Here is a 23089-nt window from a genome sequence, read left to right as displayed (position 1 = left end):
GGTAGAAGCCCGCTTGTGCGCCACTATTCTTGTTGACAACTCGTCACATTTTAGGTTGGCGTGGGCTGGTTTGGCTATCGCCCTTCCCCGATCGATGGGCTTCCTTGAAGCCTGTCGGGTCGGAGTCGACCCGACAGGCCTCGCAGTGATCGAGTCCATGCCGTTGCGCCGCGTCGGGCGCAGCGGCTTATTGCAGTGGCATTGAGGGTGGGGTGGCCACGCCACCGTACCGCTGCAAAAACGCCACGAGCTGTGGCGCATCCAGCGGTGGGCTGAACAGGTAGCCCTGATAGGCCCGGCACCCTCGCTGGCGCAAGGCGTCGCGCTGGGCCTCCGTCTCCACGCCTTCGGCGATCACAGGCAGGCCCAGGCTCTGTCCCAGGGTGATGATCGCGGTCACGATCGACGCGTCGTTGGTGTCGGTCAGCAGATCGCGCACAAAGCCCTGGTCGATCTTGAGCTGGTCCAGTGGCAGACGCTTGAGGTAGGCCAGGCTGGAGTAGCCCGTGCCGAAGTCGTCGAGCGAGAACTGCACCCCATGCCGTTTGAGCCGTGCCATTTTGTCGATCAGGCTCTCGACGTCGTGCACCAGCATGCTCTCGGTCAGCTCGAGCTTCAGGTGTCCGGGATCGGCCCCGCTCCACGACAGCGCGTCCAGCACCTGCTGCTCAAACCCGGGGCTGCGAAACTGCTGTGCGCTCACGTTCACGGCCAGCGTCAGGTGGGCCAGCGCGGGCTGGGCGTGCCATGCGGCCAGCTGCTGGCAGCCCCGCTGCAGCACCCACTGGCCCAACTCCAGGATCAGGCCACTCTCTTCAGCGAGCGGGATGAAGAGGGCCGGCGAGATCGGCCCGCGCTCCGGATGCCGCCAGCGCAGCAGCGCCTCGAAGCCCAGCAGGCGTCCGCTGTCGTCAAACTGCGGCTGGTAGTGCAAAGCCAGTTGCTGCTGTGCCACGGCCATGCGCAGATCCCCAATCAGTGCCGCGCGCTCTGTGATGGAGGCCTGCAGCGCTGTGTCGAAGAAACGATGCTGCCGCCGGCCCGACGCCTTGGCTTCGTACATGGCCATCTCGGCCTGTGCCAGCAGGGTGGCGGCCGATGCGGGCTGGCCCGCTTCAAAGGGCACGATCCCGAGGCTGGCCGACACCGAGTACTCCTGCCCATCCGGCCGAAACGGTGCCTCGAACAGGCCGAGCACCTGCTGTGCGATCTGCTCACACTGCGTGCTGGCCACGGCGGCGTCTGGGCCGAGCTGCTCGATCAGCAGTACGAATTCGTCGCCGCCAATCCGCGCAACCGTGTCGCCAGGGCGCGCCACGCGGCGCAGGCGCTCGCCCACCTGGACCAGCAGCCGGTCGCCAGCGGCATGGCCTCGGGTGTCGTTGAGCAGTTTGAACCGGTCGAGGTCCAGCATGAGCACCGCCGCTCGCTGACCCGACCGCTCTCCGGCACGCAGGGCCCGGTCGATGCGCTCGGTGATCAGGCGACGGTTCGGCAGGCCCGTGAGCGGGTCATAAAAGGCCAGGTGCTCGATCTCGGCCGCGGCGCTGCGTTGTTCGGTGATGTCGCGCACCAGACCGATGTACAGGGGCGCGCCCCGCTGCTCTGTGCGGGTGATGGACAGGTGCACCGGAAACTCATGCCCATCCTTGTGCAGCGCCGACTCTTCGCGGCCGGCGCGCGCACGCACGGTGCGCATGGCCTCGCTGCCGGCCTGCAGGCCGCGCAGGGCCCCGGGCATCAGCTCCTGCATGTTGCGGCCGATGATCTCTTCGGCCGACCACCCGAAGATTCTCGTAGCCGCACGGTTGAACGATGCGAGCGTGCCGTCAGCGTCCATGGTGAAGATGCCTTCGGCCACGTGGTCCAGGATGGCCTGGTTGTGCTGGGCGGCCTCGTCCAGGCGCATGCTGGATTCCTTGCGATCGGTGACGTCCTGCGCGATACCGAACATGCGCAGCGCCTGGCCTGCGGGGTCGCGCTCGGTGCTGCCAAACAGGTGCACCCAGCCCATGCGCCCGGTGCCGCGGTCCACCTGGCACTCCAGATCGACATAGCCGCCGTGGTCGCGGCAATGCACCAGCGTTTTCAGAACGCGCTCGCGCTCCGCATCCGGCAACCCGGCAACAAAGTCTTGCGGTGTGCCTTCGCTGGCGCCGTTGGAGGCTGTCACCCCCAGGAGGGGCGGAACCTGCTCGGACCAGAACAACCGCTCCCGTGGGCAGTCCCATTCCCACACGCCGACCTGCACGAACGCTAGGCTGCGCGCAAATCGGGTTTGTTCGCGCACCAGTGCCCGCTGATAGCGCTGCAGCGTGCGCACCAGCAGCACCGCCAGACTGGACCAGAGCACCAGGAACACGAGCCCCCCACCCAGCCAGAGGTTGGCATGCCCGCGCAGGTGCGGCAGCACAGTCGCCCAAATCGGGTACACCACCTGAACGTGCAGCGGCGTGCCGGCCACACGGTCTGACACGCCCGACAGCCGCTCCCCGCTGCGCAAGTCCACCCACTGCGCGGGCACGATGCGCTGCGCAGCCGGGGCGGTGGACAGAAAGCTCGGGAACTCCGGGGGGAGACCGGCCTGCTGGTCGAGCGCGCCCTGCAGCAGCACGGTGTAGTCGCTGAGCACCAGCCGGTAGTGGGCCAGTGGCACCGTGCCCGGCAGGCTCTCAAAGAGCTGGCGCCGCAGGCGGTCGGGATGGACCAGCAGCCACAGAGAGCCCTGGTGGATGGACTGCAAGGCCGGGTGTTGGAACACGATCACCACGGTCTCAGGCGCTGGGCAGCGGTTGCCACCCGCTTCGGCCGGCATGCTCCAAAGGCCCAGCGATTCAATGCGTGTGCGCTGCTGTGCCAGCACCGGGCACAAGCCTTCCAGCGCTTGCGGCTCGGGCCGCATCTGCGAAGCGGCTACCACCGTCCCATCCTGGCGCACCAGCATCAGGTCCTCGCTACCCTCCGCCAAGCCATGGAACTGGCGCAGCAGGTCGTGTGGCTCCATGCCCGAACCCAGGGCGCGTGCCTCGTTGAGACGGTTGCTCAGTTGCCCGAGCACGAACTGCGCGTTCTGCAGGAGGTCGCCAATGGCGATCACCTGCTCCCGGGCGGCCATCGACAGGGCCTGGTCGGCCTTGTCCACCTCGCTCTCAAAATCGCCCATCGCATGCAGCGCCACAGCCGCCAGCGTGCCCAGGCCGATGAGCACGTGCAGCACGAGCACGATCATCACCGGCGTGGGCTGCAGGCGCTGCTTCAGCGTGCGGTCTGGAGCCTCTGGCAACGGGGCAGTCGGCGGTACAGCCATCAGCGCGTCTGCTGGATCTGCTCGTACACGGCCAGCGCCGCAGGCCCGCCGAGCGAGCGGGCCACGCCGGGCAGCAAGGCCGCGATGCCAGAGGCATCGAACGCCACCTTCTGCATCCCCCCCTCGCCCACCAGCCAGGCCAGGTCGGACTCGTGTTCCGTCTGGGCGGTGCCCACAGCCCAGGCCGATGCTTCGGTCGCAGCGGCCTCGACGGCGCTGCGTTGCGCCCGGGTCCACTGCGCCATGCGGGGGCCCGAGGCCAGCACCAGCTGCCGCTGGGGCATGTGGGCGGTGGTCATGAGGCAGCGCTGGTCTTCGTACAGCCGCCCGGTGCGCACAAAGTTCGGCGGATTCTCCTGCGCGTCGACCTTGCCCAGGCGCAGCGCGGTGGGCAGTTCGGTGAACGGCAAGGGCACCACGGTGGCCCCCAGGGCACGCCACACCGCGCTCCAGGCGGCATCGGGGGGCAGGCGCAGGCGCAGCCCGCGCAGCTCTCGCACCCCCGGCACCGGGCGCTGCGCGGTCAGCATGCGTGTCCCTACGTGGTGCCAGGCCAGCACCTGCAGCCCACCGTTCCCCAGCTTGTTGCGCAGGCTCTGACCCAGCGGCCCGCTGTAGATGGCCAAGGCGTGGGCCACGTCGCGGTAGGCAAACGGCATGTTCACCGGCAGGTACTCATCGCCCAGGCTCGTCACCACCAGATCGCCGGTGATGGCCAGGTCCAGCGCGCCCCGCCGCAGCAGCGACAAGTGCTCGCGCTCGTCGCCGAACGCGGCATTGGCGAACACCTCGACCCGCAAGGCCCCCCGCGAGTGGGTTTGCACGGCTTCGGCCAGCCGCTGGGCCACGCGGTCTGGAATGCTGCCGCTGCTGAACTGGTGCCCGAGCTTGAGCACCGCCGGGCCCTGCGCCCGGGCAGCCCGGGGCACCACCGAACCGGCGGCCAGGGCGGCAGCCGATGTGAGCCAGAGGCGACGCGTTGCGGAATGGGACATCTAGGCAAGTCTGGGGGTCTGGGTGACACGCCCCAACTGCCTTTTTAGCATCTTTGTAACCAGTCGAAACAGAGATGCCCCCGTGCGGCACTCAGCGGCCCATCGGAGCGACACCGATCAGCGCAGCATGCGCCCAGAACGCAAAGGCTGCCCAGGCGCCGATGCCCAGCACCACCGTGGCCACCGTGGCGGGCATGCGAGCGGGGCCGTACACCGTGCCATCGCGGCGGTCGCGCTGGCGGGCGGCGCGAAAGCCCAGCACCGCCCACAGCAAAAAGCCGCCAAACAGCAGCACATCGGCCAGCGTGCCGTTGGACAGCAGGTGCGCCAGCGCCCAGACCTTGGTGCCCAGCAGCATCGGATGGTGCAGGCGCGCCTTGATCGCGTTGCCCGGCACATAGGCCGCCACCAGCAGCACAAAGGCCACCAGCGTGAGCAGCGCCGCGGCGTGGCGCATGCCGATGGGTGGCATCCACAGCACCATCGGGTCTTGTCGGGCCAGGCCGTAGCCCCACACGATCAGCGCCAGGCCCAGGGCCGACACCAGCGAATAGACCACCCGCCACGACACCGGGCCCAGGCGCTCGCGCAGGCCGTCGCGCAGCGGCTCCGACACGATGCGCAGCGAGTGCATTCCCAGAAACACGACCAGACCGAGCACCAACACGAGCATGGCATTCCCCTTTGAATCAAGCATGGCCCACCTGGGCCCGCCGCCGGATTATGGGCAGACCCGGCAAGACCCGTGGCCGCGCAGGGCGGCTGGCCGCTGCAGCGGCCGCGCAGCCCGATGATTTGAGGGCCAAAATGGCCACTCGTGCTTCAAAAACAAGCACGAGCAGCTATCACTTTAATAGCGAGCAGGCGTCGGCTCAGGCGTCTGCGTACCGCGCCAGCAACGCGGGCAGGGCGGGCTTGGCGCAGCGCTGCAGCGCGCACAGCAGGGCGTGGTCGGGCCGGGCCACCTGCCAGCGCTCGCGCAGCGTGGCCAGCATGCGCTGCAGCAGCGCGGCGGTCATCTCGGCGTCGGCCAGCGCCCGGTGGGCGCGGCCCGTGGGCGGCAGGCCGTGAAACGCCGCCAGCGCTCCCAGCCGGTGGCTGGGCGCTTCGGGGTACAGGCGGCGCGACAGCAGCACCGTGCAGGCAAAAGGCTGCGCCGCCGGCAGGTCGGCGCGGGCCAGCTCGGCCTCCCAGAACTTGCGGTCGAACGCGGCGTTGTGCGCCACCAGTGGCGTGTCGCCCACAAAGCGGGCGGCGTCCTGCATCACCTGCCCGGCCGCGGGCGCGGCCTGCACCATGGCATTGCCGATGCCGGTGAGCTGCGTGATGAAGGGTGGAATCCACACGCCGCCGTTCATCAGGCTCTGGAAGCGGTCCACCACCCGGCCGTCTTCCAGCAGCACGATGGCCACTTCGGTGGCCCGCGCGCCCTGCTGGGGCGTCATGCCCGTGGTTTCAAAGTCGATGACGGCGATGCGGGACATGGCAGGACGGTGTGCAGGCGGCCCGCCATTGTCTGCGACGTGCGGCGGGCCTGTGCCCGGGGCCTTGTGCGGTGCGCTACACCCGCGCCAGCGGCCCGCGCTGCACCAGCGCAAAGGGCGGCAGCCCGCGCAGCAGGCGCTGGCCGTAGCTGGTGCGCGTGAGCCGCCGGTCGTAGCAGTACACGTGGGCCTGGTCTTCTTCGGTGCGGATCGCGCGGCCCACCCACTGTGCCAGGCGGATGGCGGTGGCCGGCACCACGAGTTCGCTGAACGGGTCGCGCCCCACCGAGCGCAGCCATTCGGCGCGGGCGTCGTCCACCGGCGCGTCGGGCGGGGCAAACGGCAGCTTGGTGATGAACAGCGACTCGCACAGCGCGCCGGGCAGATCCAGCCCTTCGCCAAACGACTGCAGCCCGAACACGATGGACGGCTCGCCCGCGGCCACGCGTTCGCGGTGGCGGGCCAGCAGCTGCCCGCGCGGCAGCGTGTTCTGCACCAGCACGCGCGGGCGCAGTACCGTGGGCAGCGCGTCGACGGCCTGGCGCATCTGGTCGCGCGAGGTGAACAGCACCAGCGCCCCGGCCTGTACCTGGGCCAGATCGTGCAGCAGGGCTTCCACCATCTCTTCGGTAAAGCGCGCGGCCTCGCGGGGGTCGGCCGCGGTTTCGGCGGCCACCAGCGTGCCTTGGGCCGCGTAGTCGAAGGGGCTGGGCACCTCCAGCGTGGTCACGGCCGCATCGCCGGCCAGGCCGGCTTCGCGCAAAAAGAAGTCAAAGCTGCCGCAGCCCATGAGCGTGGCCGAGGTCAGCACCGCGCCGCGCGTGGCGTTCCACAAATGGTGGCGCAGCGTGGGACCGGGCATCACCGGGCTGGCGTGGGCGCGCAGCACGATGAATTCGCCGTCGGCATCGAGCGTGAACCACTTGGCCGCCGGGGCCGCGCCGTCGGGCGCCTCCTGCAGCAGCAGCTGCGCTGTGGCGTGCACGCCTTCGAGCCGTGGGGCCAGCGTACCGAGCTGTGCGTACAGGGTGGACAGGCGGCGCGCCTCGTCGGGCTGCTCGCGCATGGCCGCGCGCAGCGCCTTGGAGATGGCGCGCAGCACTTCCAGAAACCCGTCGGCGCTGCTGGCGAGCTGCGCCACGGGCGCCATCAGCGCTTCAGGCAGGCGGCCGCCGGGCAGGCGCACCCGGCCCTGCACACGCCCCTGGGCCGCGCGCCGCCAGCCGCCGCCGTCGTCGCCGGCCTTCAGCGCCGTGCCGTAATGCTCCAGCACCAGCCGCTCCAGGTCGAGCAGGGCCTGGCGCAACTGGGCGGCGTGGCGCGGCAGGTCGGCGATGTCTTCCACCTCCATCAGCCCGCCCACGCGCAGCGCGCGGCTGGAGAGCCGGTCGATCCAGCCCAGGCGGCTCAGGTCCATCTGCCCGGCAAACTGCTCCAGCGCCGTGGCGGGCAGGTGGTGGGCTTCGTCCAGCACCAGCAAGCAGTTGTCCAGCTCGGGCAGCACGCGCGCGCCCAGCGTGGCCAGCAGCAGGTCGTGGTTGACCACGATGACCTGCGCGCCCACCAGCTCCTTGCGCCGCTCGTAGTAGGTGCACTGGCTGAAGGCCGGGCAGTGCTTGCCGGTGCAGCTGGCGCTCTCGGCCGCCACGGGGCTCCACACCTCGGGCTCGGGCGGGGTGTCCAGCGTGTCGCGGTCGCCGTCCCAGCGGCCGCTGGCCAGGGCCTCGCCCATGCTGGCGTAGAACTGCACGCGCGCCTGTGCCTCCTGGTGCGATCGCGCACCGCGCCGGGCCTCGGCCTCCTCGTCGGCAAACAGATCGTCGCCGTCGAAGTCGTCTTCCACCGCGCCCGACAGGCGGTCCAGCTTGAGCTTGCACACATAGCGGCCCCGGCCCTTGGCCAGCGCAAACCGGAACGGCTGCGCCATGCGCGCAGCCAGCGCGGGCAGGTCTTTGGTGACCAGCTGCTCCTGCAGCGCCACCGTGGCGGTGGAGACCACCACCCGCGTGCCGCGCGCCAGCGCCAGTGCCACGGCCGGGGCGCAGTACGCGAGCGACTTGCCCACGCCCGTACCCGCCTGGATCACCGCAATCGCGCGCGTGGGCTCGGGCTCGCCCTCTTCCACCTTGCCCAGCGTGGCCGTGCTGAACGTGGCTGCTACCTGCTCGGCCATGCGCCGCTGGCCCGCGCGGCTGCGAAAACCCTCGGTGGCTTGCACCACCGCATCGAACGACTCCAGGGCCTGCGCGGCCCAAACCTGTTGAGACATACAGTAGTGTCGCACGCGGGCGCACCGCGCCTGCCCGGCTGCGCCCGGGGCTGGATGGACGGCCTGCCACCCTGCACCGCCGACCCGACAATGCCTGCCATACCAACCGAGGGAGGATCACCATGCACATGACCGCGGTGCGCGCCCGCCCGTGGGGCCACACGTTCTCCGGGCTCCGCCTGGGCCTGCGCGCCTGGGCGCTGGGCCTGCTGCTCGGCCTGGCGGCAGCGGGGGTGTGGGCGCAAAAAGCGGCGACCCCGGCGGCGAGCGGCCCGTCCGGTCCCTCGTGGCGCGAGCAGACGCTGGAGCCCGGCGATCCGACGCGCTACGCCTGGATGCGCGTGGCCGACGCCCGTGGGCAGGCGTCCGAGGCACTCCACCTGCGGCGGGCCCTGCTCGATGCCTGGCTGCTGGCCCTGGAAGGCCGCCCCCAGCACGCTTCGCGCACCGTCGAGGCGGCCATGGCCCAGGGCCGCGAGGTGGCGGCCGACGACCTGCAGCGCCGTGCCCAGGCCGTGTGGCCCGGCGTGCTAGCCACGGGGGTGCAGGCGCTGTGGGATGCCGACGGGCCCGACGTGCCCCTGCCGCCCGAGCTGGAGGCGCTGGGCGCCGACCTGGTGGCGGAGGCCCCAGGCTTCTGGGTCCATCGCAGCCGGGACGGCCAGCCGCGCGGCCTGTACCTGTGGCTGGGCGTGCGCAACGCGTTGGCCGAACCGCTGCCCCTGCCCGAATTCACGCTGCGCCTGGGCCGCCCCGGTCAGGCCCCGGCCGCCCCGCTGATGCAGTGCAGCCTGCCGCGCTACAGCACCCGCTTGGCGGTAATGCCCCAGAGCACCCAGTTCTATCTGTGCCGTGCGGCCGACGGCAGTTTTGGCTCGCTGCCGGCGGGCGTGGGCTGGCGTGCGCAGATGGGCGCGTGGTGGCGGCTGGGGGCCGCGCTGCAGACCGAGATTCCCCAGCACGATCAGGCGCTGTCGCGCACCGCGCGCATCCTGGCCCAGGTGGAACACCCGGGTGTGGACGCCCTGCTGCGCGAGGCGAAGGCCCGCAGCCGCCCACCGGTGGCCGAGACGGCACCGCGCGAGCGCGCAGCCGCCGCAGCACCGGCCGGGGCGTCCTCGCGTTCGTCCGGCGCTTGGTGGAAGCGCCTGCTGCTCATCGCAGGGGTGGTGGCGGCCATCGGGCTGTATGTCCTGGTGGCGCAGCACGCCAGCGTGGCGCTGGCCTCGTTCCTGATGTGGACGGGGCTGGCCATTCCGTGCGCGATCTTCGTGCGCTCGCTCTGGAGCACCAATTGGGCCGACAGCTGGGGCGGGCTGGTCGTGATTCCGGCCACTCTGGCGGCCTTTGCCGCGCCCTTTGTGGGCACGGGGGTCGCTTACGCGGCCTACCGGCTCGTGGTCAGCGAGGAGGCACGCCGCAAGGCGCTGAGCGCCATGCTGGTGCTGTTTGCCATCGTGGTGCTGAACATCCTGGCCACGCGCTTTTTCTGAGGCACGCGCGCGGCCGCTGGCAGCACCGCCGCCTCAGCCGCGCTGCGCGAGCGCCTTGGCAATGCGCTGGCGCGCCACCGTGGTCTTGGGCACCTTGAAGGGGAACCACATGCGCACGTCCTCTTCAAGCCCGATGCCGTGCATGTAGTTGTAGATCGCTTTTTTGAGCCCCATGCCCAGCGCGTCGTGGTCCACGCCCGTGGGGTCGGTAAAGCCCACGTCGTTCTTGGCAAAGCCGCCGGGCGGCAGCGGGTGCAGGGTGATGCCGTAGTCCTGCGGGTTCAGGCCCACGGGCGAATGCACGGTGCAGGCAAAGCGGTGGAAGAACCCGCTCTGGATGCAGCCGTTGGCAAAGAGCTGGCGCACGAGTTCGAGCGCGTCCACCGTGTCTTGCACCGTCTGCGTGGGAAAGCCATACATCAGGTACGCATGCACCAGAATGCCGGCGTCGCTGAAGGCCCGCGTCACGCGCGCCACCTGGTCCACCGACACGCCTTTTTGCATGAGCGCGAGCAGCCGGTCGGAGGCGACTTCGAGCCCGCCCGAAATCGCAATGCAGCCGCTGTCGGCCAGCAGCTGGCACAGCTCGGGTGAGAAGGTCTTCTCGAAGCGCACATTGCCCCACCACGAGATGCCCGTGCCGCGCGCGAGCAGCTCCTGCGCGAGCGCCTTGAGCGCCTTGGGCGGCGCTGCCTCGTCCACGAAGTGAAAGCCGGTCTGCCCGGTCTCGGCCACGATGGCCTCGATGCGGTCGGCCAGCACGGCAGCGCTCGCGCCCTCGTAGCGGCCGATGTAGTCCAGCCCCACATCGCAGAAGCTGCACTTCTTCCAGTAGCAGCCGTGGGCCACGGTGAGCTTGTTCCAGCGCCCGTCGCTCCAGAGCCGGTGCATGGGGTTGAGCATGTCCAGCAGCGACAGGTACTCGCGCAGCGGCAGCCCGTCCCAGGTGGGCGTGCCCACCTCGGCAAACGCCACGTCGGGCTCCTGCCACTGCTGCAGGCGCACCTGGCCGTCGGCGTCGCGCACAAAGGTGCGCACCAGGCGCTGGCGGCTGCGGCGGCCGGCCACATGGTCCAACAGGGCCAGCAGCGGGCGTTCGCCCGCGTCCAGCGTCACAAAGTCGAAGAAGTCGAACACGCGCGGGTCGGACAGTTCGCGCAGTTCGGTGTTCACAAAGCCGCCACCCAGCACGGTGACCACGCCGGGCGCATGCTGGCGGATCGCCTGCGCGATGCGGAAGGCCCCGTACACCGAGCCCGGAAACGGCACCGACAGCAGCACCACCGCGGGCCGGTGGCGCTCGACCGCGGCCACCGCCAGCGCTTCGAGCGTGCGGTCCACCCGCGTGGGGGGCGCGGCCAGCGCCTGGGCCAGCGGGTCAAAACTCGCCTGGCTGCCGGCCAGGGATTCGGCGTAGCGCACGAACTCGAAACGCGGGTCCACCACGTCGCGCAGCACGTCGGCCAGGTCGTTGAGGTACAGCGTGGCCAGGTGCTTGGCCCGGTCGTGCAGGCCCAGCGCGCCAAAGGCCCAGCCCAGCGGGTCGCCGCCGTCGTCGTCCACGTACACGTCGAGCGAGGCAAAGCGCGGACCTTCGGGCAGGTACTGGCGGCCCACGATGCGGTGCGCCAGCGTGGCGTCGCGCCCCTGCACGAAGGCAATCACGGGGGCGATGGTGGCGCGGTAGCGCGCCGCGTGCTCGATGAAGTGCCACACCACCGCGCTGCGCTCGGCCTCGGGCACGGCGCGTGCCTCATCGGCCAGTGTGTCCAGCGCCTCGGGCGTGAGCAGGCGCAGCACCAGCGCCAGGGCCAGGTCTTCCTGCGCCGCGTCCACCCCGCGCGAGCGCAGAAACCCCGTCAGGTAGGCGGTCGACGGGTACGGCGTGTTGAGCTGCGTCATCGGCGGGATGAGCGACAGCACGCGCGGCAGGGCGCTTTCGGCAGGCAGGGCAGACATGGTGCAGGGTGCGGGGCGGTGTGCGGATTATCCCGCCCGCCCCACCCGCCCCGGGTGTGCGCGCGCCCATGCCCGCGCCAGCGCTGGGCCGATGCGCTGGGCGGCATCGTCCAGCAGCGCAGCGTCGTAGCCCGCAAAGCCGAACAGCCAGCCGCGGCGCGGTGACGCGACGGCATAGCGCGACAGTGGCGCCAGCATCACCCCACAGGCCTGGGCATGGCGCGACAGCGCGGCGTCGTCGGTGCCCGGCGCGGCTTCGAGGAGCAGCTGCATGCCGCGCTCGCTGCCCTCCAGATGCACCACGCCGCCGGTGGCGCGGGCCAGCGCACAGCGCAGCGCCCACTGTCGCTCGGCGTACAGCTCGCGCATGCGCCGCAGGTGGCGCAGCAGGTGCCCGTCGGCAATGAAGCGTGCGAGCACGGCCTGCGCGTCGCCGGGCGCATGCCGGTCGCTGAGCGCGCGGCCCATGGCAAAGCCTTCGGCCAGCGCAGCTGGCACCACCACATAGCCCAGGCGCAGGCCCGGGTGCAGCGTCTTGGAGAAGGTGCCCACGTGCAGCACGCGCTGCGCCCCGGGCAGGCTGCACAGTGCGGGCAGGCGCTGCGCGCCCCATTGGAATTCGCCGTCGTAGTCGTCCTCCACCACCCAGGCGTCGTGCGCCTGCGCCCAGTCGAGCAGCGCCCGCCGCCGCGCCAGTCCCATGGCCGCGCCCGAGGGGAACTGGTGCGTGGGCGTGACCACGGCCATGCGCGCCTGCGGCCATTGGCGGGCCGCGGTGTCCACGCACAGGCCATCGCCATCGAGCGGCACCGGGCACACCTGCGCGCCGTGGGCCTGCAGCGCCAGCCGCACGCCCGGGTAGCCCGGGTCTTCCACCACCACAGCGTCGCCCGGGTCCAGCAACAAGCGTGCGATCAGGTCGATCGCCTGCTGCGAGCCTGCGCACACCACCACCTGCTGCGCATCGCAGCGGATGCCGCGCGACGCCCACAGCCACTGCGCAATGGCCGAGCGCAGTTGCGCATCGCCCGCCGGGTCGAGGTACTGCGCCCGTGCCACGCGCTGCGCGCGCGAGGCCTGGCGCGCGATACGGTCCCACACGGCCCACGGAAACTGCGCCACCTCGGGCGCGCCGATGCGAAACGGCCGCGCGGCCACCGCCGGTGGCTGCCACTGCGCGGCCATGGCCGCCAGCCGCGCACCGCGCTGCGACAGGCCCCGCGCGGGCAGGGGCGCGGCCACAGCACTGCTGCGCACCCCGGCCAGCGCCAGCGGCACATAGGTGCCATCGCCCACGCGGGCTTCGAGGTACCCCTCGGCCTGCAGGCGCTGCACGGCCCAGAGCACGGTGTTGCGCGACACGCCCAGCACCCGCGCATGCTCGCGCGAGGGCGGCAGGCGTGCGCCAGGCGGCAGGCTGCCGCGTTCGATCGCGGCGCGCAGGTCGGCGTACACGCGCTGGCGCAGCGCCGGTTCTGTCGCACCCTGGGCGCGCTGTGCGGGGGCTTGGGTGGGGGCGGCATTGGCCCTGCGGGCGGGCATGCATTGGCTCCTTGATGCGGTACTGATGTGCCTAGACTGAGGGGCCATTGTAGAAACCCCTCGGGCTCATGCCCGCCCCTTTTCAGGAGACCCCGCCATGGCCCACCACACCGCCACCGTCGACTGGCAGCGCGGCCCCGATGCCTTTGTGGACCGCCGCTACCACCGCAGCCACGCCTGGCAGTTTGACGGCGGCCTGCAGGTGCCCGTCTCGTCGTCGCCCCAGGTCGTGCCCGTGCCGATGTCCGACCCTGCCGCGGTGGACCCGGAAGAAGCCTTTGTCGCGGCCCTGGCCAGTTGCCACATGCTGTGGTTTCTGGACCTGGCCTGCCGCGACGGCTGGCGCGTGGACCGCTACCGCGACCAGGCCGAGGGCCTGCTCGCGCCCGACGCCGAAGGACAACTCGCCGTCACCGAGGTCTGCCTGCGGCCCACCGTGTGGTTCGACCCGGCCCGCACGCCCACGCCCGCCGAGCATGCGGCCCTGCACCACCGTGCCCACGAGGCCTGCTTTCTCGCCCGCTCGGTGCGCAGCACGCTGCGCTGCGAACCCGTGCTGGGCACACCCGGCCAGGAGGACTGACATGCCCATTGCCAACCCGCTGTTCCACCACGCCGATCCCGTCACGCTGCAGGCCCTGGTGCGCGCCCATCCGTTGGCTACGCTGGTGCTGGCGCAGGGCGGCACGCTGTGCGTGAACCATGTGCCGCTGTGGTGGCCCGAGGCGTCTGCGTCTGCGTCTGCGTCTGCGTCTGCGTCTGCGTCTGCGCCTGCGTCTGCGCCTGCGCCCGATGCGGGCGATGCCACCGCTGCTGGCGAGGACGAGGCCGACGGCAGCGTGCTCTGGGGCCATGTGGGCCGGGGCAATGCACTGTGGCATGCGCTGCCACAGCCGGTGGTGGCGGTGTTCCACGGGCCCGATGCCTACGTGTCGCCGTCGGACTACCCCTCCAAAGCCGAACATGGCCGCGTGGTGCCGACCTGGAACTACCGTGCCGTGCATGCACACGGCACGCTGCACGCGGTGCACGACCGTGCGGTGCTGCGCCAGTTGCTTGCGCGGCTCACGCACACGCACGAGTCAGCCCGCCCCGTGCCCTGGACGCTGGACGACGCGCCGCCCGGCTACATCGACACATTGCTGTCCGGCATCGTGGGCGTGCGGCTGCAGGTGGCGCGCTGGGAGGGCGTGGACAAACTCAGCCAGAACCGCAGCGCCGCCGACCGCGCCGGCGTGGTGCAAGGCCTGCAGCAGCGCGGCGACCCGTACAGCCGCGCCGTGGCGCTGGCCATGCAGGCACGCGAGGGTTGAGCAGCTGATTGCTATGAAATCAGTAGCGTACTATTTAGAATATATAAGCACAAGCCTTGGTTTTCGCTCAAGGCTTGCACCACTTCTGCGGGAGGGTCTCGGAGCGTACCGTCGTGGCTTAGACCTCCCCCGCTCAGACCAGATCGGCCAGCGTGCCCAGCACGGGCAGCGCGGTGCAGGGCCCGGCCACGCCGGGCAGCGTGGCGATCTGTGCCGCCGCGGCCTGCACGGCGGCGGCGCTGCAGGCCCGGGTGCGCAGCAGCCAGTGCAGGCGGCCGCCATGCGCCAGCCGCTGCAGGCGCAGCAGTGGCACCCCTGCCGCCTCCAGCGCGGCCAGCACGGCGGGCAGCAGGCTGCGCGCGGCGCGCTCGTCGGCATGGTCGAGCGGCACGCGCAGCAGGTGTGGCTCGGCCGCCAGCGGGGCGCTGGCGGCGGGCTGGCCCTGCTGGGATGCGGCCCAGGCGTGCGCGCGGGCGGTGTGGCCCCGGGCCAGGTCCACCAGGTCGGCGACCACGGCCGAGGCGGTGGGCCCGGCACCAGCGCCCGCGCCCGTCAGCAGCACGGGGCCGCAGGCGTCGCCCGTGATCTGCACTGCATTGCGCACGCCGTGCACCGCGGCCAGCGGCTCGGCCTGCGCCACCAGCACGGGCTGTACCGACAGGCGCAGCGCCTCGGGCGGGGTGTCGGGCTCGGCCTGCGGGTGCGCGCACAACAGGGTGCCCAGGGGCTCCGCCCGCGCCAGCAGGCGCAGGCGCCCGCCCAACAGCGCGGCCGCGGCCGCATCGGCGGCCTGCAGGTGGGCAATGCCTTGCACCGCGATGTGCGCCAGGGGCACGGGCACGCCCCAGGCCAGCGACGCGAGCACGGCCAGCTTGTGCGCCGCGTCGCCGCCGCCCACATCAAGCGCCGGGTCGGCCTCGGCATAGCCCAGGGCCTGGGCCTCGGCCAGCGCGGCGGAAAAGTCCAACCCGGCGTCCTGCATGCGGCTCAGGATGTAGTTGCTCGTGCCGTTGACGATGCCCTGCAGCGCCAGGATGCGGTTGCCCGCGAGCCCTTCGGCCAGCGCCTTGAGCACCGGGATGCAGCCAGCCACGGCGGCCTCGCACAGCAGCGGCGTGCCGTGCGCGCGGGCCAGTGCGGCCAGGGCCGGGCCGTGTTCGGCCAGCAGCGCCTTGTTGGCTGTGACCACGGGCTTGCCCGCGGCCAGGGCGGCCTGCACCCACTGCAGGGCGCCCGTGGTGCCCCCGGCCACTTCCACCAGCACATCCACCGACGGGTCGGTGGCCAGCGCCAGCGGGTCGGCATGCACAGCCACGCCCGCGGGCACAAGGCTGCGGGCCCGGGCCACGTTGCGCACCGCCACCTGGGTGACGGCCACGGGCCGGCCCGCGCGCCGCGCCACCAGCGCGGCCTGGCGGGCGAGCAGCTCCAGCGTGCCCAGGCCCACGGTGCCCAGGCCAATCAGGCCCACGCGCAGCGTCGAAATGCCCATGCCATGGGTGGCGGCGGGCAGCGGGGCTGGTGCGGGGTGCAGGTCGGGGTCGTGGTACATGCTGTCTTCTCCTTGGGCAGGGCCCGGAAACAAAAAAACCCAGCGGCCGGGGCTGGGTTTGCTTCAGGGGGAGAGACAACACCAGGGGGCCGCCAGTGCGGCCACCCAACGCGAGGCTAGGTCGCCGCGGTGGTCATGGTGGTAATCATTCGGGCCCCTGCCATCGTCGCGCGCAGGCACACGCCGCTGGCTTGGCCAGCGCGCGCTGCGGTCGTCGACAAGGAGCAGAGGCACGTCATGAGGCGGCCAGTGTAGCGCAGCCGCGCCGTCTGGCAAGCCCGGCGTTGGGCCGGTTCAGTGGGCCGCTGGCGCGGAGGGGATGGGGGCCGCCGGCTGGCGCTGCATGGCAATCGCGTCGAACGGGCAGCGCAGCGCACACAGCGCGCAGCCGGTGCAGCCCCCCGCGTCGTGCAGCACCGACTGCTTGCGCCCCCAGCCCTGCGGGCCTTGGCTATGCAGCGACAGCACGCGCGGATCGCACACGGCCACACACCAGCCGCAGCCGGTGCAGCGTGCGGGGTCGATGCGGGGCAGGGCCTTGGCGGGCATGGCTAGGCTGGCGGGGTGCGGCGCTGCGCAGCCAGCTTGCGGTACACCGTCTGGCGGCTGACGCCCAGCGTGCGGGCGGCCTGGGCAATGTTGCCGCGGCAGCTTTGCAGCGCTTGCTGCAGGGCCGATTGCGACAGCTCCTGCAGGTTCTGGGGCGCACGCGCCATGGAGGGCGTGGTGGCCAGACGCGTGCCGCGCCGCAGCTCGGCCGCAAAGTCGTCGCACAGGTGGTGCCAGTCGAGGGTGTCTTCGTCCTCGTCGAGCAAGGCGCAGGCGGTGCGCAGCACGCTGGCGCACTGGCGCAGGTTGCCGGGCCAGTGATGGCGTGCCAGCGCGGCCAGCAGCGAGGGGCTGATCTGCAGCGCGCGTCCGGGCTCAAAGCTTTGCAGCATGCGCTGCGTGAGCGCATCAAAATCGCTGCGCTCGCGCAGTGCGGGCAGTTCCACCGTCAGGCCGTTGATGCGGTAGTACAGGTCGGCCCGAAAGCGCCCGGCCTCGACCTCGTCGCGCAGCACGCGGTGCGATGCGCAAATGAGCGCAAAGTCCACCGCCACCGCACGGCCACCGCCCAGGGGCGTGACCTCGCGCTCCTGCAACACGCGCAGCAGCCGCGTTTGCAGTGCCAGTGGCATGTCGCCAATTTCGTCGAGGAACAGGGTGCCGCCATGCGCTTCCCGCAGCAGGCCGGGCCGGCCCTCGCGCCGCGCGCCGGTGAAGGCGCCCGCGCTGTAGCCGAACAGCTCGGCTTCGATCAGCGACTCGGGTAGGGCCGCGCAGTTCACGGCCACAAACGCCCCGCTGCGGCGCGGGCCGCTGTCGTGTGCGGCGCGGGCAAACCATTCCTTGCCCACGCCCGATTCGCCCTGCACCAGCACCGCAATCGGCTTGCCCAGCACGCGGCGCACGCGTGCGGCCGCGGCGCTCCAGCGGGCGTCGCCCGTGTCCTGCTGCGCCAGCGCATCGGCAGGCACGGCAGCAGGGCGCGCGGCCGGCGTGCTGCGGGGGCCGGCGGGCAGGGTGCGCGCATCGGCAAACAATTGGCCGAACAGCACGGCGCCGTGGCGCAGGCGCAAGGCCTGCGGTCGGTCCGGGTGGCGGTGGTGGGCGGCCAGCAGATCGACAAAGCGCAGGTCCAGCAGGTCTTCCAGCGCCACGCCGCCCAGTTGTGTGGGGCGGATTTGCAGCAGCGCCAGCGCGCTGCGGTTGGCACCCAGCACCCAGCCGTCTTCCGACAGCAGCACGATGCCCTCGCCCACCGAGGCAATGCCCTCGGGTTGCGCATGCAGGTGCAGCCGCAGGTGCCGCTGCCCGGGCGCGGTCAGCAGGCGGTTTTCGATCATGCAGGCCGCGGTGCTCACCAGGCCCAGCGTGTGGGCCTGCCCGCGGCCGTGTTCGCCCGAAATGTCGAGGATGCCCAGCAGCTCGCCCGTGCCCGACAGGATGGGCGCAGCCGCGCAGGTGAGAAAGCCGTTGCGCTCCAGAAAGTGTTCGGCCCCATGGATTTCGGTGGGCGCCAGTTCGGCCAGGGCTGTGCCGATGGCGTTGGTGCCGCGCTGTGCCTCGTGCCACGAGGCCCCGCTGGTCAGTGCCACACGGGCGGCCTTGTCGAGAAAGTACGGGTCGCCGCAACTGTCCACCAGCGTGCCGCAGGGGGCCGCCAGCACCACCACGCTCTGGCTGTGCCGCACTTGGGCAAACAGGTATTCCATGACGGGGCGCGAATGCGCCAGCAGCGCCGGGTGGCGGCTGCGCAACTGGGCCAGCGCGGCCTGCTCCAGGTTGTCGGGGGCACCCAAGCCGCCCGTGGGCCGCAGGCCGGCGGCCAGGCTGCGCTGCCACGAGCGGGACAGGCGCGCATCGATGAGCCCGCTCGCGCAATCGCCATGCGACAGCAGTTGCTGCCGCGCCTGGCGCAGCGCAGCGCCCTGGGCGGTGGTTTTCATCCTTGTCTCCTGCCGGGTCTGTCGCCCGGGATGGACAGCCAGTATCCGCCGTGCCGGACGCAGGGGGCAACGGCGGGGCGGGCAAGCCCTGCGCAAGTGTCACATTCTGGAACAGGTGTCCGCGCGCCGGACGTTGCGTGGAACACGGCCACGCCCGGTGGTGCAGGCGAAAAATCCTTGTGTATCAGCCACTTGGCGCATTCGGCCTGGCTGGCACGCTTGTTGAGATGACGGTGCTGCCTTTGGGCACTGTGTTCCACACCATCCACAACGAGAGCGAGGACGACACCATGATCTATGCAGCCCCTGGCACCGCCGGTGCCCCGATTGCCTACCAGTCGCAGTACGACAACTTCATTGGCGGCCGGTTCGTGCCCCCTGTCAAAGGCCAGTACTTTGACGTCATCACGCCCGTGAGCGGAAAGGTCTATACCCGCGCTGCGCGCTCCACGGCCGAAGACATCGAACTCGCCCTGGACGCCGCCCATGCCGCGGCCGACGCCTGGGGCAAGACGGACGCGGCCACGCGCGCCAACATCCTGCTCAAGATCGCCGACCGCATCGAGCAGAACCTGGAGCGCCTGGCCTACGCCGAAACCGTGGACAACGGCAAGGCCATCCGCGAAACGCTGAACGCCGACATTCCGCTCACGGTCGATCACTTCCGCTACTTTGCAGGCTGCGTGCGCGCGCAGGAAGGCGGTATCAGCGAGATCGACGAGAACACCATGGCGTACCACATCCACGAGCCGCTGGGCGTGGTGGGCCAGATCATTCCGTGGAACTTCCCCATCCTGATGGCGGCCTGGAAGCTGGCCCCAGCCCTGGGCGCAGGCAACTGCGTGGTGCTCAAACCAGCCGAGTCCACGCCGATCTCCATCTTGATCCTGGTGGAGCTGATTGCCGACCTGCTGCCGCCCGGCGTGCTCAATGTCGTCAACGGATTTGGCCGCGAGGCGGGCATGCCGCTGGCCACCAGCAAGCGCATTGCCAAAATTGCGTTCACCGGCAGCACGAGCACCGGCCGCGTGATTGCGCAGGCCGCCGCCAACAACCTGATCCCCGCCACGCTGGAGCTGGGCGGCAAGAGCCCCAACATCTTCTTTGCCGATGTGATGGACAAGGACGATGCGTTTCTCGACAAAGCCATCGAAGGCCTGGTGCTGTTTGCCTTCAACCAGGGCGAGGTCTGCACCTGCCCTTCGCGCGCGCTCATTCAGGAATCGATCTACGACCGATTCGTGGAGCGCGTGCTCCAGCGCGTGGCCGCCATCAAGCACCAAAACCCTCTGGACACCGACAGCATGATGGGCGCGCAGGCCAGCAAGGAGCAGCTCACCAAGATCCTGAGCTACCTGGACTTGGGCAAGCAGGAAGGTGCCGAAGTGCTGGCCGGCGGCGGCCAGGCCCACCTGGGCGGTGACCTGGACGGCGGCTACTACGTGCAGCCCACGCTGTTCAAGGGCCACAACAAGATGCGCATCTTCCAGGAAGAAATCTTCGGCCCTGTGCTGGCCGTGACCACCTTCAAGGACGAGGCCGAAGCGCTGCAGATTGCCAACGACACGCTGTACGGCCTGGGCGCCGGGGTGTGGACGCGCAACGGCAATCTCGCCTACCGCATGGGCCGCGCCATCAAGGCCGGCCGCGTGTGGACCAACTGCTACCACGCCTACCCGGCCCATGCGGCCTTTGGCGGCTACAAGGAGTCGGGCATCGGCCGCGAGACCCACAAGATGATGCTCGACCACTACCAGCAGACCAAGAACCTGCTGGTGTCGTACTCGGAAAACAAGCTGGGGTTCTTCTGAGCGAGCGCGGTCGGCATTGCCCCACCCGGAGGTCATCATGGTCGAACGCGTCATTGCCACCGACGCTGCCCTGGCGCTGATCGCGCAGTTGCAGGCCCAGCACGGGCCCGTGATGTTCCACCAGAGCGGCGGCTGCTGCGACAACAGCGCCGCCAACTGCTACCTGCCCACCGACCTGGCCATTGGCGCGCAGGACGTGCTGCTGGGCCAGGTGGGTGGGGCGCCGTTCTACATCGGCAAGGCGCAGTACGCGTACTGGCAGCACACGCAGCTCATCCTGGATGTGGTGGAGGGCCAGGGCGGCACCTTCTCGCTCGAAGGGGGCACGGGGCTTGCGTTTCACACGCGCTCGCGGCTGTTCACCGAGGCCGAATGGGCCGTGGTGGAAGCCCAGGTGGCGCGCGATCTGGCCCAGGTCTCGGGCCCGGCCCTCTGAGCGGGGACAGAGCGCAGCCCGCACAATGCGGGCTGCCTTTGCCACCGCTGCCTCGCCATGACGCATCCTGCCGATCCGCCGCTTCGCACCATCCACCTGCAGATCGAGGGCCGGGTGCAAGGCGTGGGCTACCGCTGGGCCACCGTGGAGGCGGCCACGCGCCTGGGCCTGCGGGGCTGGGTGCGCAACCGGCGCGACGGCAGTGTGGAAGCCCTGGCCCAGGGCCCGGCCAGCGCCGTGCAGGCCTTGATCGACTGGGCCCACCGGGGCCCGCCGCAGGCGGTGGTGGCTGTGGTGCAGGTGCAAGACATCGATATGCCGAAGGGCGATCTGCCGGCTTCGGGCTTCGAGCAGCGCGCCACGGCCTGACATTGCCGGCCCTGGTGCCCGCCGCTGCGTACACTGCGGCCCCTGGCGCGGGTGCGCCGCGTTTCGGCCCCGTGGGGCCTGCCCTGTTCATGCAAGCCCTGATCGACGCCATTGCCACCGCCACGCCCTCGGGCGACGAAGCCCGCCGCATCTTCCACGGCCGTGGGGGGCGCCATCCCGGGTGCGAACACCTGGCGCTGGATGCGTGGGGGCCGGTGTGGCTGCTCACCAGCTTTGCGCCGCTGCCCGCAAGCGACGGGGCCGCCGTGCACGCCGCGCTGCAGCAGTGGCACGCCCGCCACCCCGAGGCCCCGCCGCTGTGCTGGGTGCTGCAGATCCGCCACGAAGGCCGGGCCGAGACCACGGTGATGGCCGGGCAGGTGCCCGAGCCGCATGTGGTCACCGAGGCAGGCGTGCGTTTTCGCGTGCACCTGCTGCGCGGGCAGAACCACGGCCTGTTCCTCGACATGGCCGAGGGCCGCGCCTGGGTGCGCGCGCACCTGGCCGCGCGGCCCGGCGCGCGGGTGCTCAACCTGTTTGCCTACACCTGCGCGTTTTCGGTGGTGGCGCGGCAGGCCGGTGCGGCCGAGGTGGTCAACGTGGACATGAGCGCGGCGGCGCTGTCGACCGGGCAACACAACCACCGGCTCAACGGCATCGCAGGCGGCGCGAGCTTTCTGGCGCACGACCTGTTCAGCAGCTGGGGCAAGGTCACGCGCAGCGGCCCCTACGACCTGGTCGTGGCCGACCCGCCGAGCTACCAGAAGGGCAGCTTTGTCGCCACCAAGGACTACGCGCGCCTGCTGCGCCGCCTGCCCACGTTGCTGGCACCGGGCGGGCATGCGCTGCTGTGCCTGAACGCGCCCGAGCTGGGGCCCGACTTCCTGGCCGCGCAGGTGGCCGAGCACGCGCCCAGCCTGCAGCCGCTGGGCCGCTTGCCCAACCCGCCGGTGTTTGCCGACGTGGACGAGGCGCGCTCGCTCAAGGTGCTGGTGTACCGTGCGGCCGATGTGGCAGCCGGTGCCGATGGCCGCGCTGCGGCGGCACTCAGCGCGTGAAGTCGCCTGCGGCCTCGGGCTGGTAGAGCACCTCCAGCACCTGCACCGCATGCGCGCGGCCCTGCAGGTCGCGCCAGCGGGCGGTGCCGCCGCAGTGCACGCCCAGCAGCCCTGCCCCCGCGGGCGACAGCACCGACCAGCGGCCCGCGGCCGGGTCGGCATCGGCCGGATAGCACAGTCGTACCGTGTGCTGCGCGCCCGTGGCCAGGTCCTGCACGCGGCACTCGGCGTTCATGGTCACCACATCGGGTGCGATGTCGGTGTGGTCCACCACGTCGGCGGTGTCCAGGCATTCGGCCAGCGCGGGCGGCAGGCCGCGCGGATCGAGCCGCGACAGGCGCAGCAGATCCAGTTGCGTGAGGGTGCGCTCGATAGGAGGCAGCGTGGTGGGCAGAGTGTCAGAAAGGGTCATGGAAATCTTGGGGACAGCGGGCAAGGCCCGCAGGGCCATGGAAAGCCAGGCCACAGGCGGCGGCACAACGCGGCCAGCCGAAATGCGACCAGGACAATGAAACAGGCACCAGCTGGAAGGGGCCCGGCGATCGCGGCGGTGCGCGACACAAAAGGGAGGGGGATCGCCGGGCTTAGAGGTCTGCAGCGGGCAGACCGTGGGCGCTCAGGTGGTGGCATTGCGGCCCGCGCGCACGGGCCCATGCGTCCGTGCGGAACGCGTGTCGGTGCAGTGCGGTGTGTGCCGGGGCCATGGCGGCACTGTAGGTGGCGGGGCGGTGGGTGTCAAACCCCTGCACCCGTGCTGCCTTGGCGTGCCTGGCGGCGCAGCCCCGCATGGTCGGCGGATGCCGGCGATTGCGGGATGGGCCGCGGCCGTGTGGGCACGGTCGCCAAGGTGCAGAGAGCACCTGGCCAACAAAATGCTATCAATTTAATAGCTGAGAATTCAGCGTTGAAAAGGGCGGTTTCAAGTCCAAGCGCAACACTTGTATTGGTTCAATGCACCGAATCAGGCTGCTGCGTCAGGCGCTGCAGATGTTGGGCATACACCTCCAGC

General features: G+C 70.9%; 18 protein-coding genes. 7 read left to right on the top strand and 11 right to left on the bottom strand.

Annotated features, from left to right (window positions below; translation table 11 throughout):
* Window positions 1-187 precede the first annotated feature (187 nt).
* From ABD866_RS15890 to dinG, 5 genes are all read right to left on the bottom strand, one after another.
* Window positions 188-3307, bottom strand: coding sequence for an EAL domain-containing protein (locus ABD866_RS15890; protein ID WP_345067444.1), 3120 nt, complete (start codon window positions 3305-3307; stop codon window positions 188-190).
* A complete protein-coding gene (locus ABD866_RS15885) occupies window positions 3307-4302 on the bottom strand; it encodes a TRAP transporter substrate-binding protein (RefSeq protein WP_345067441.1) in 996 nt (331 codons plus the stop codon). Before ABD866_RS15885 ends, ABD866_RS15890 begins: the two co-directional genes overlap by 1 nt.
* 91 nt (window positions 4303-4393) lie before the next feature.
* Window positions 4394-4975 carry an NnrU family protein gene (locus tag ABD866_RS15880; protein ID WP_345067438.1) on the bottom strand — a complete coding sequence of 194 codons (582 nt, stop codon included), beginning with the start codon at window positions 4973-4975 and terminating at the stop codon, window positions 4394-4396.
* A gap of 199 nt (window positions 4976-5174) precedes the next feature.
* On the bottom strand, window positions 5175-5786 hold the full coding sequence (locus tag ABD866_RS15875) for a 3'-5' exonuclease (RefSeq protein ID WP_345067435.1): 612 nt from the start codon (window positions 5784-5786) through the stop codon (window positions 5175-5177).
* 76 nt (window positions 5787-5862) lie between these two features.
* Complete coding sequence (gene dinG, locus ABD866_RS15870; RefSeq protein ID WP_345067432.1) at window positions 5863-8055, bottom strand: ATP-dependent DNA helicase DinG; 2193 nt, start codon at window positions 8053-8055, stop codon at window positions 5863-5865.
* Between the two features lie 122 nt (window positions 8056-8177).
* Here dinG and ABD866_RS15865 point away from each other — a divergent pair, with 122 nt between their 5' ends.
* Window positions 8178-9548, top strand: coding sequence for a hypothetical protein (locus ABD866_RS15865; RefSeq protein ID WP_345067429.1), 1371 nt, complete (start codon window positions 8178-8180; stop codon window positions 9546-9548).
* A gap of 33 nt (window positions 9549-9581) precedes the next feature.
* On the opposite strand, the gene ABD866_RS15860 is transcribed toward ABD866_RS15865, so the two are convergent.
* Window positions 9582-11507 carry a B12-binding domain-containing radical SAM protein gene (locus ABD866_RS15860; RefSeq protein WP_345067426.1) on the bottom strand — a complete coding sequence of 642 codons (1926 nt, stop codon included), beginning with the start codon at window positions 11505-11507 and terminating at the stop codon, window positions 9582-9584.
* A gap of 27 nt (window positions 11508-11534) precedes the next feature.
* Window positions 11535-13049 (bottom strand): MocR-like pyridoxine biosynthesis transcription factor PdxR, encoded by a 1515-nt coding sequence (pdxR, locus tag ABD866_RS15855; RefSeq protein WP_345067423.1) that lies wholly within the window; start codon window positions 13047-13049, stop codon window positions 11535-11537.
* A 97-nt stretch (window positions 13050-13146) separates the two neighbouring features.
* On the opposite strand from pdxR, the gene ABD866_RS15850 reads away from it, so the two are divergent.
* Together ABD866_RS15850 and ABD866_RS15845 are read left to right on the top strand one after the other, a co-directional pair.
* Window positions 13147-13632 carry an OsmC family protein gene (locus ABD866_RS15850; RefSeq protein ID WP_345067421.1) on the top strand — a complete coding sequence of 162 codons (486 nt, stop codon included), beginning with the start codon at window positions 13147-13149 and terminating at the stop codon, window positions 13630-13632.
* Between the two features lies 1 nt (window position 13633).
* A complete protein-coding gene (locus tag ABD866_RS15845) occupies window positions 13634-14362 on the top strand; it encodes an FMN-binding negative transcriptional regulator (protein WP_345067418.1) in 729 nt (242 codons plus the stop codon).
* 133 nt (window positions 14363-14495) lie between these two features.
* Here the strand turns inward: ABD866_RS15845 and ABD866_RS15840 are convergent, their stop codons facing one another.
* The 3 genes from ABD866_RS15840 to ABD866_RS15830 all read right to left on the bottom strand — a co-directional run bounded on the left by ABD866_RS15840 (window position 14496) and on the right by ABD866_RS15830 (window position 18406).
* Complete coding sequence (locus ABD866_RS15840) at window positions 14496-15914, bottom strand: homoserine dehydrogenase (RefSeq protein ID WP_345067415.1); 1419 nt, start codon at window positions 15912-15914, stop codon at window positions 14496-14498.
* A 294-nt stretch (window positions 15915-16208) separates the two neighbouring features.
* A complete protein-coding gene (locus ABD866_RS15835; protein WP_345067412.1) occupies window positions 16209-16463 on the bottom strand; it encodes an ATP-binding protein in 255 nt (84 codons plus the stop codon).
* 2 nt (window positions 16464-16465) lie between these two features.
* Complete coding sequence (locus ABD866_RS15830; protein ID WP_345067409.1) at window positions 16466-18406, bottom strand: sigma-54-dependent Fis family transcriptional regulator; 1941 nt, start codon at window positions 18404-18406, stop codon at window positions 16466-16468.
* Between the two features lie 290 nt (window positions 18407-18696).
* Between ABD866_RS15830 and exaC the strand changes: the two genes are divergently transcribed.
* The 4 genes from exaC to ABD866_RS15810 all read left to right on the top strand — a co-directional run bounded on the left by exaC (window position 18697) and on the right by ABD866_RS15810 (window position 22080).
* Entirely contained in the window at window positions 18697-20217 is a 1521-nt protein-coding gene (gene exaC, locus ABD866_RS15825; RefSeq protein ID WP_345067687.1) for an acetaldehyde dehydrogenase ExaC, read from the top strand.
* A 37-nt stretch (window positions 20218-20254) separates the two neighbouring features.
* On the top strand, window positions 20255-20653 hold the full coding sequence (locus tag ABD866_RS15820; protein ID WP_345067406.1) for a DUF779 domain-containing protein: 399 nt from the start codon (window positions 20255-20257) through the stop codon (window positions 20651-20653).
* 57 nt (window positions 20654-20710) lie between these two features.
* Window positions 20711-21022 (top strand): acylphosphatase, encoded by a 312-nt coding sequence (locus tag ABD866_RS15815; protein WP_345067403.1) that lies wholly within the window; start codon window positions 20711-20713, stop codon window positions 21020-21022.
* A gap of 89 nt (window positions 21023-21111) precedes the next feature.
* Window positions 21112-22080 carry a class I SAM-dependent methyltransferase gene (locus ABD866_RS15810; protein ID WP_345067400.1) on the top strand — a complete coding sequence of 323 codons (969 nt, stop codon included), beginning with the start codon at window positions 21112-21114 and terminating at the stop codon, window positions 22078-22080.
* Here ABD866_RS15810 and ABD866_RS15805 read toward each other — a convergent pair.
* Window positions 22070-22492 carry a GreA/GreB family elongation factor gene (locus tag ABD866_RS15805; protein WP_345067398.1) on the bottom strand — a complete coding sequence of 141 codons (423 nt, stop codon included), beginning with the start codon at window positions 22490-22492 and terminating at the stop codon, window positions 22070-22072. The genes ABD866_RS15810 and ABD866_RS15805 overlap by 11 nt on opposite strands.
* Window positions 22493-23089: the final 597 nt, after the last annotated feature.

It is taken from the genome of Acidovorax lacteus, assembly GCF_039540375.1.
In the GTDB taxonomy this organism is placed as follows: domain Bacteria; phylum Pseudomonadota; class Gammaproteobacteria; order Burkholderiales; family Burkholderiaceae_C; genus Acidovorax_G; species Acidovorax_G lacteus.
Note: the sequence above shows the minus strand (reverse complement) of the source record. Positions and strands in the feature narration are given on the sequence as shown.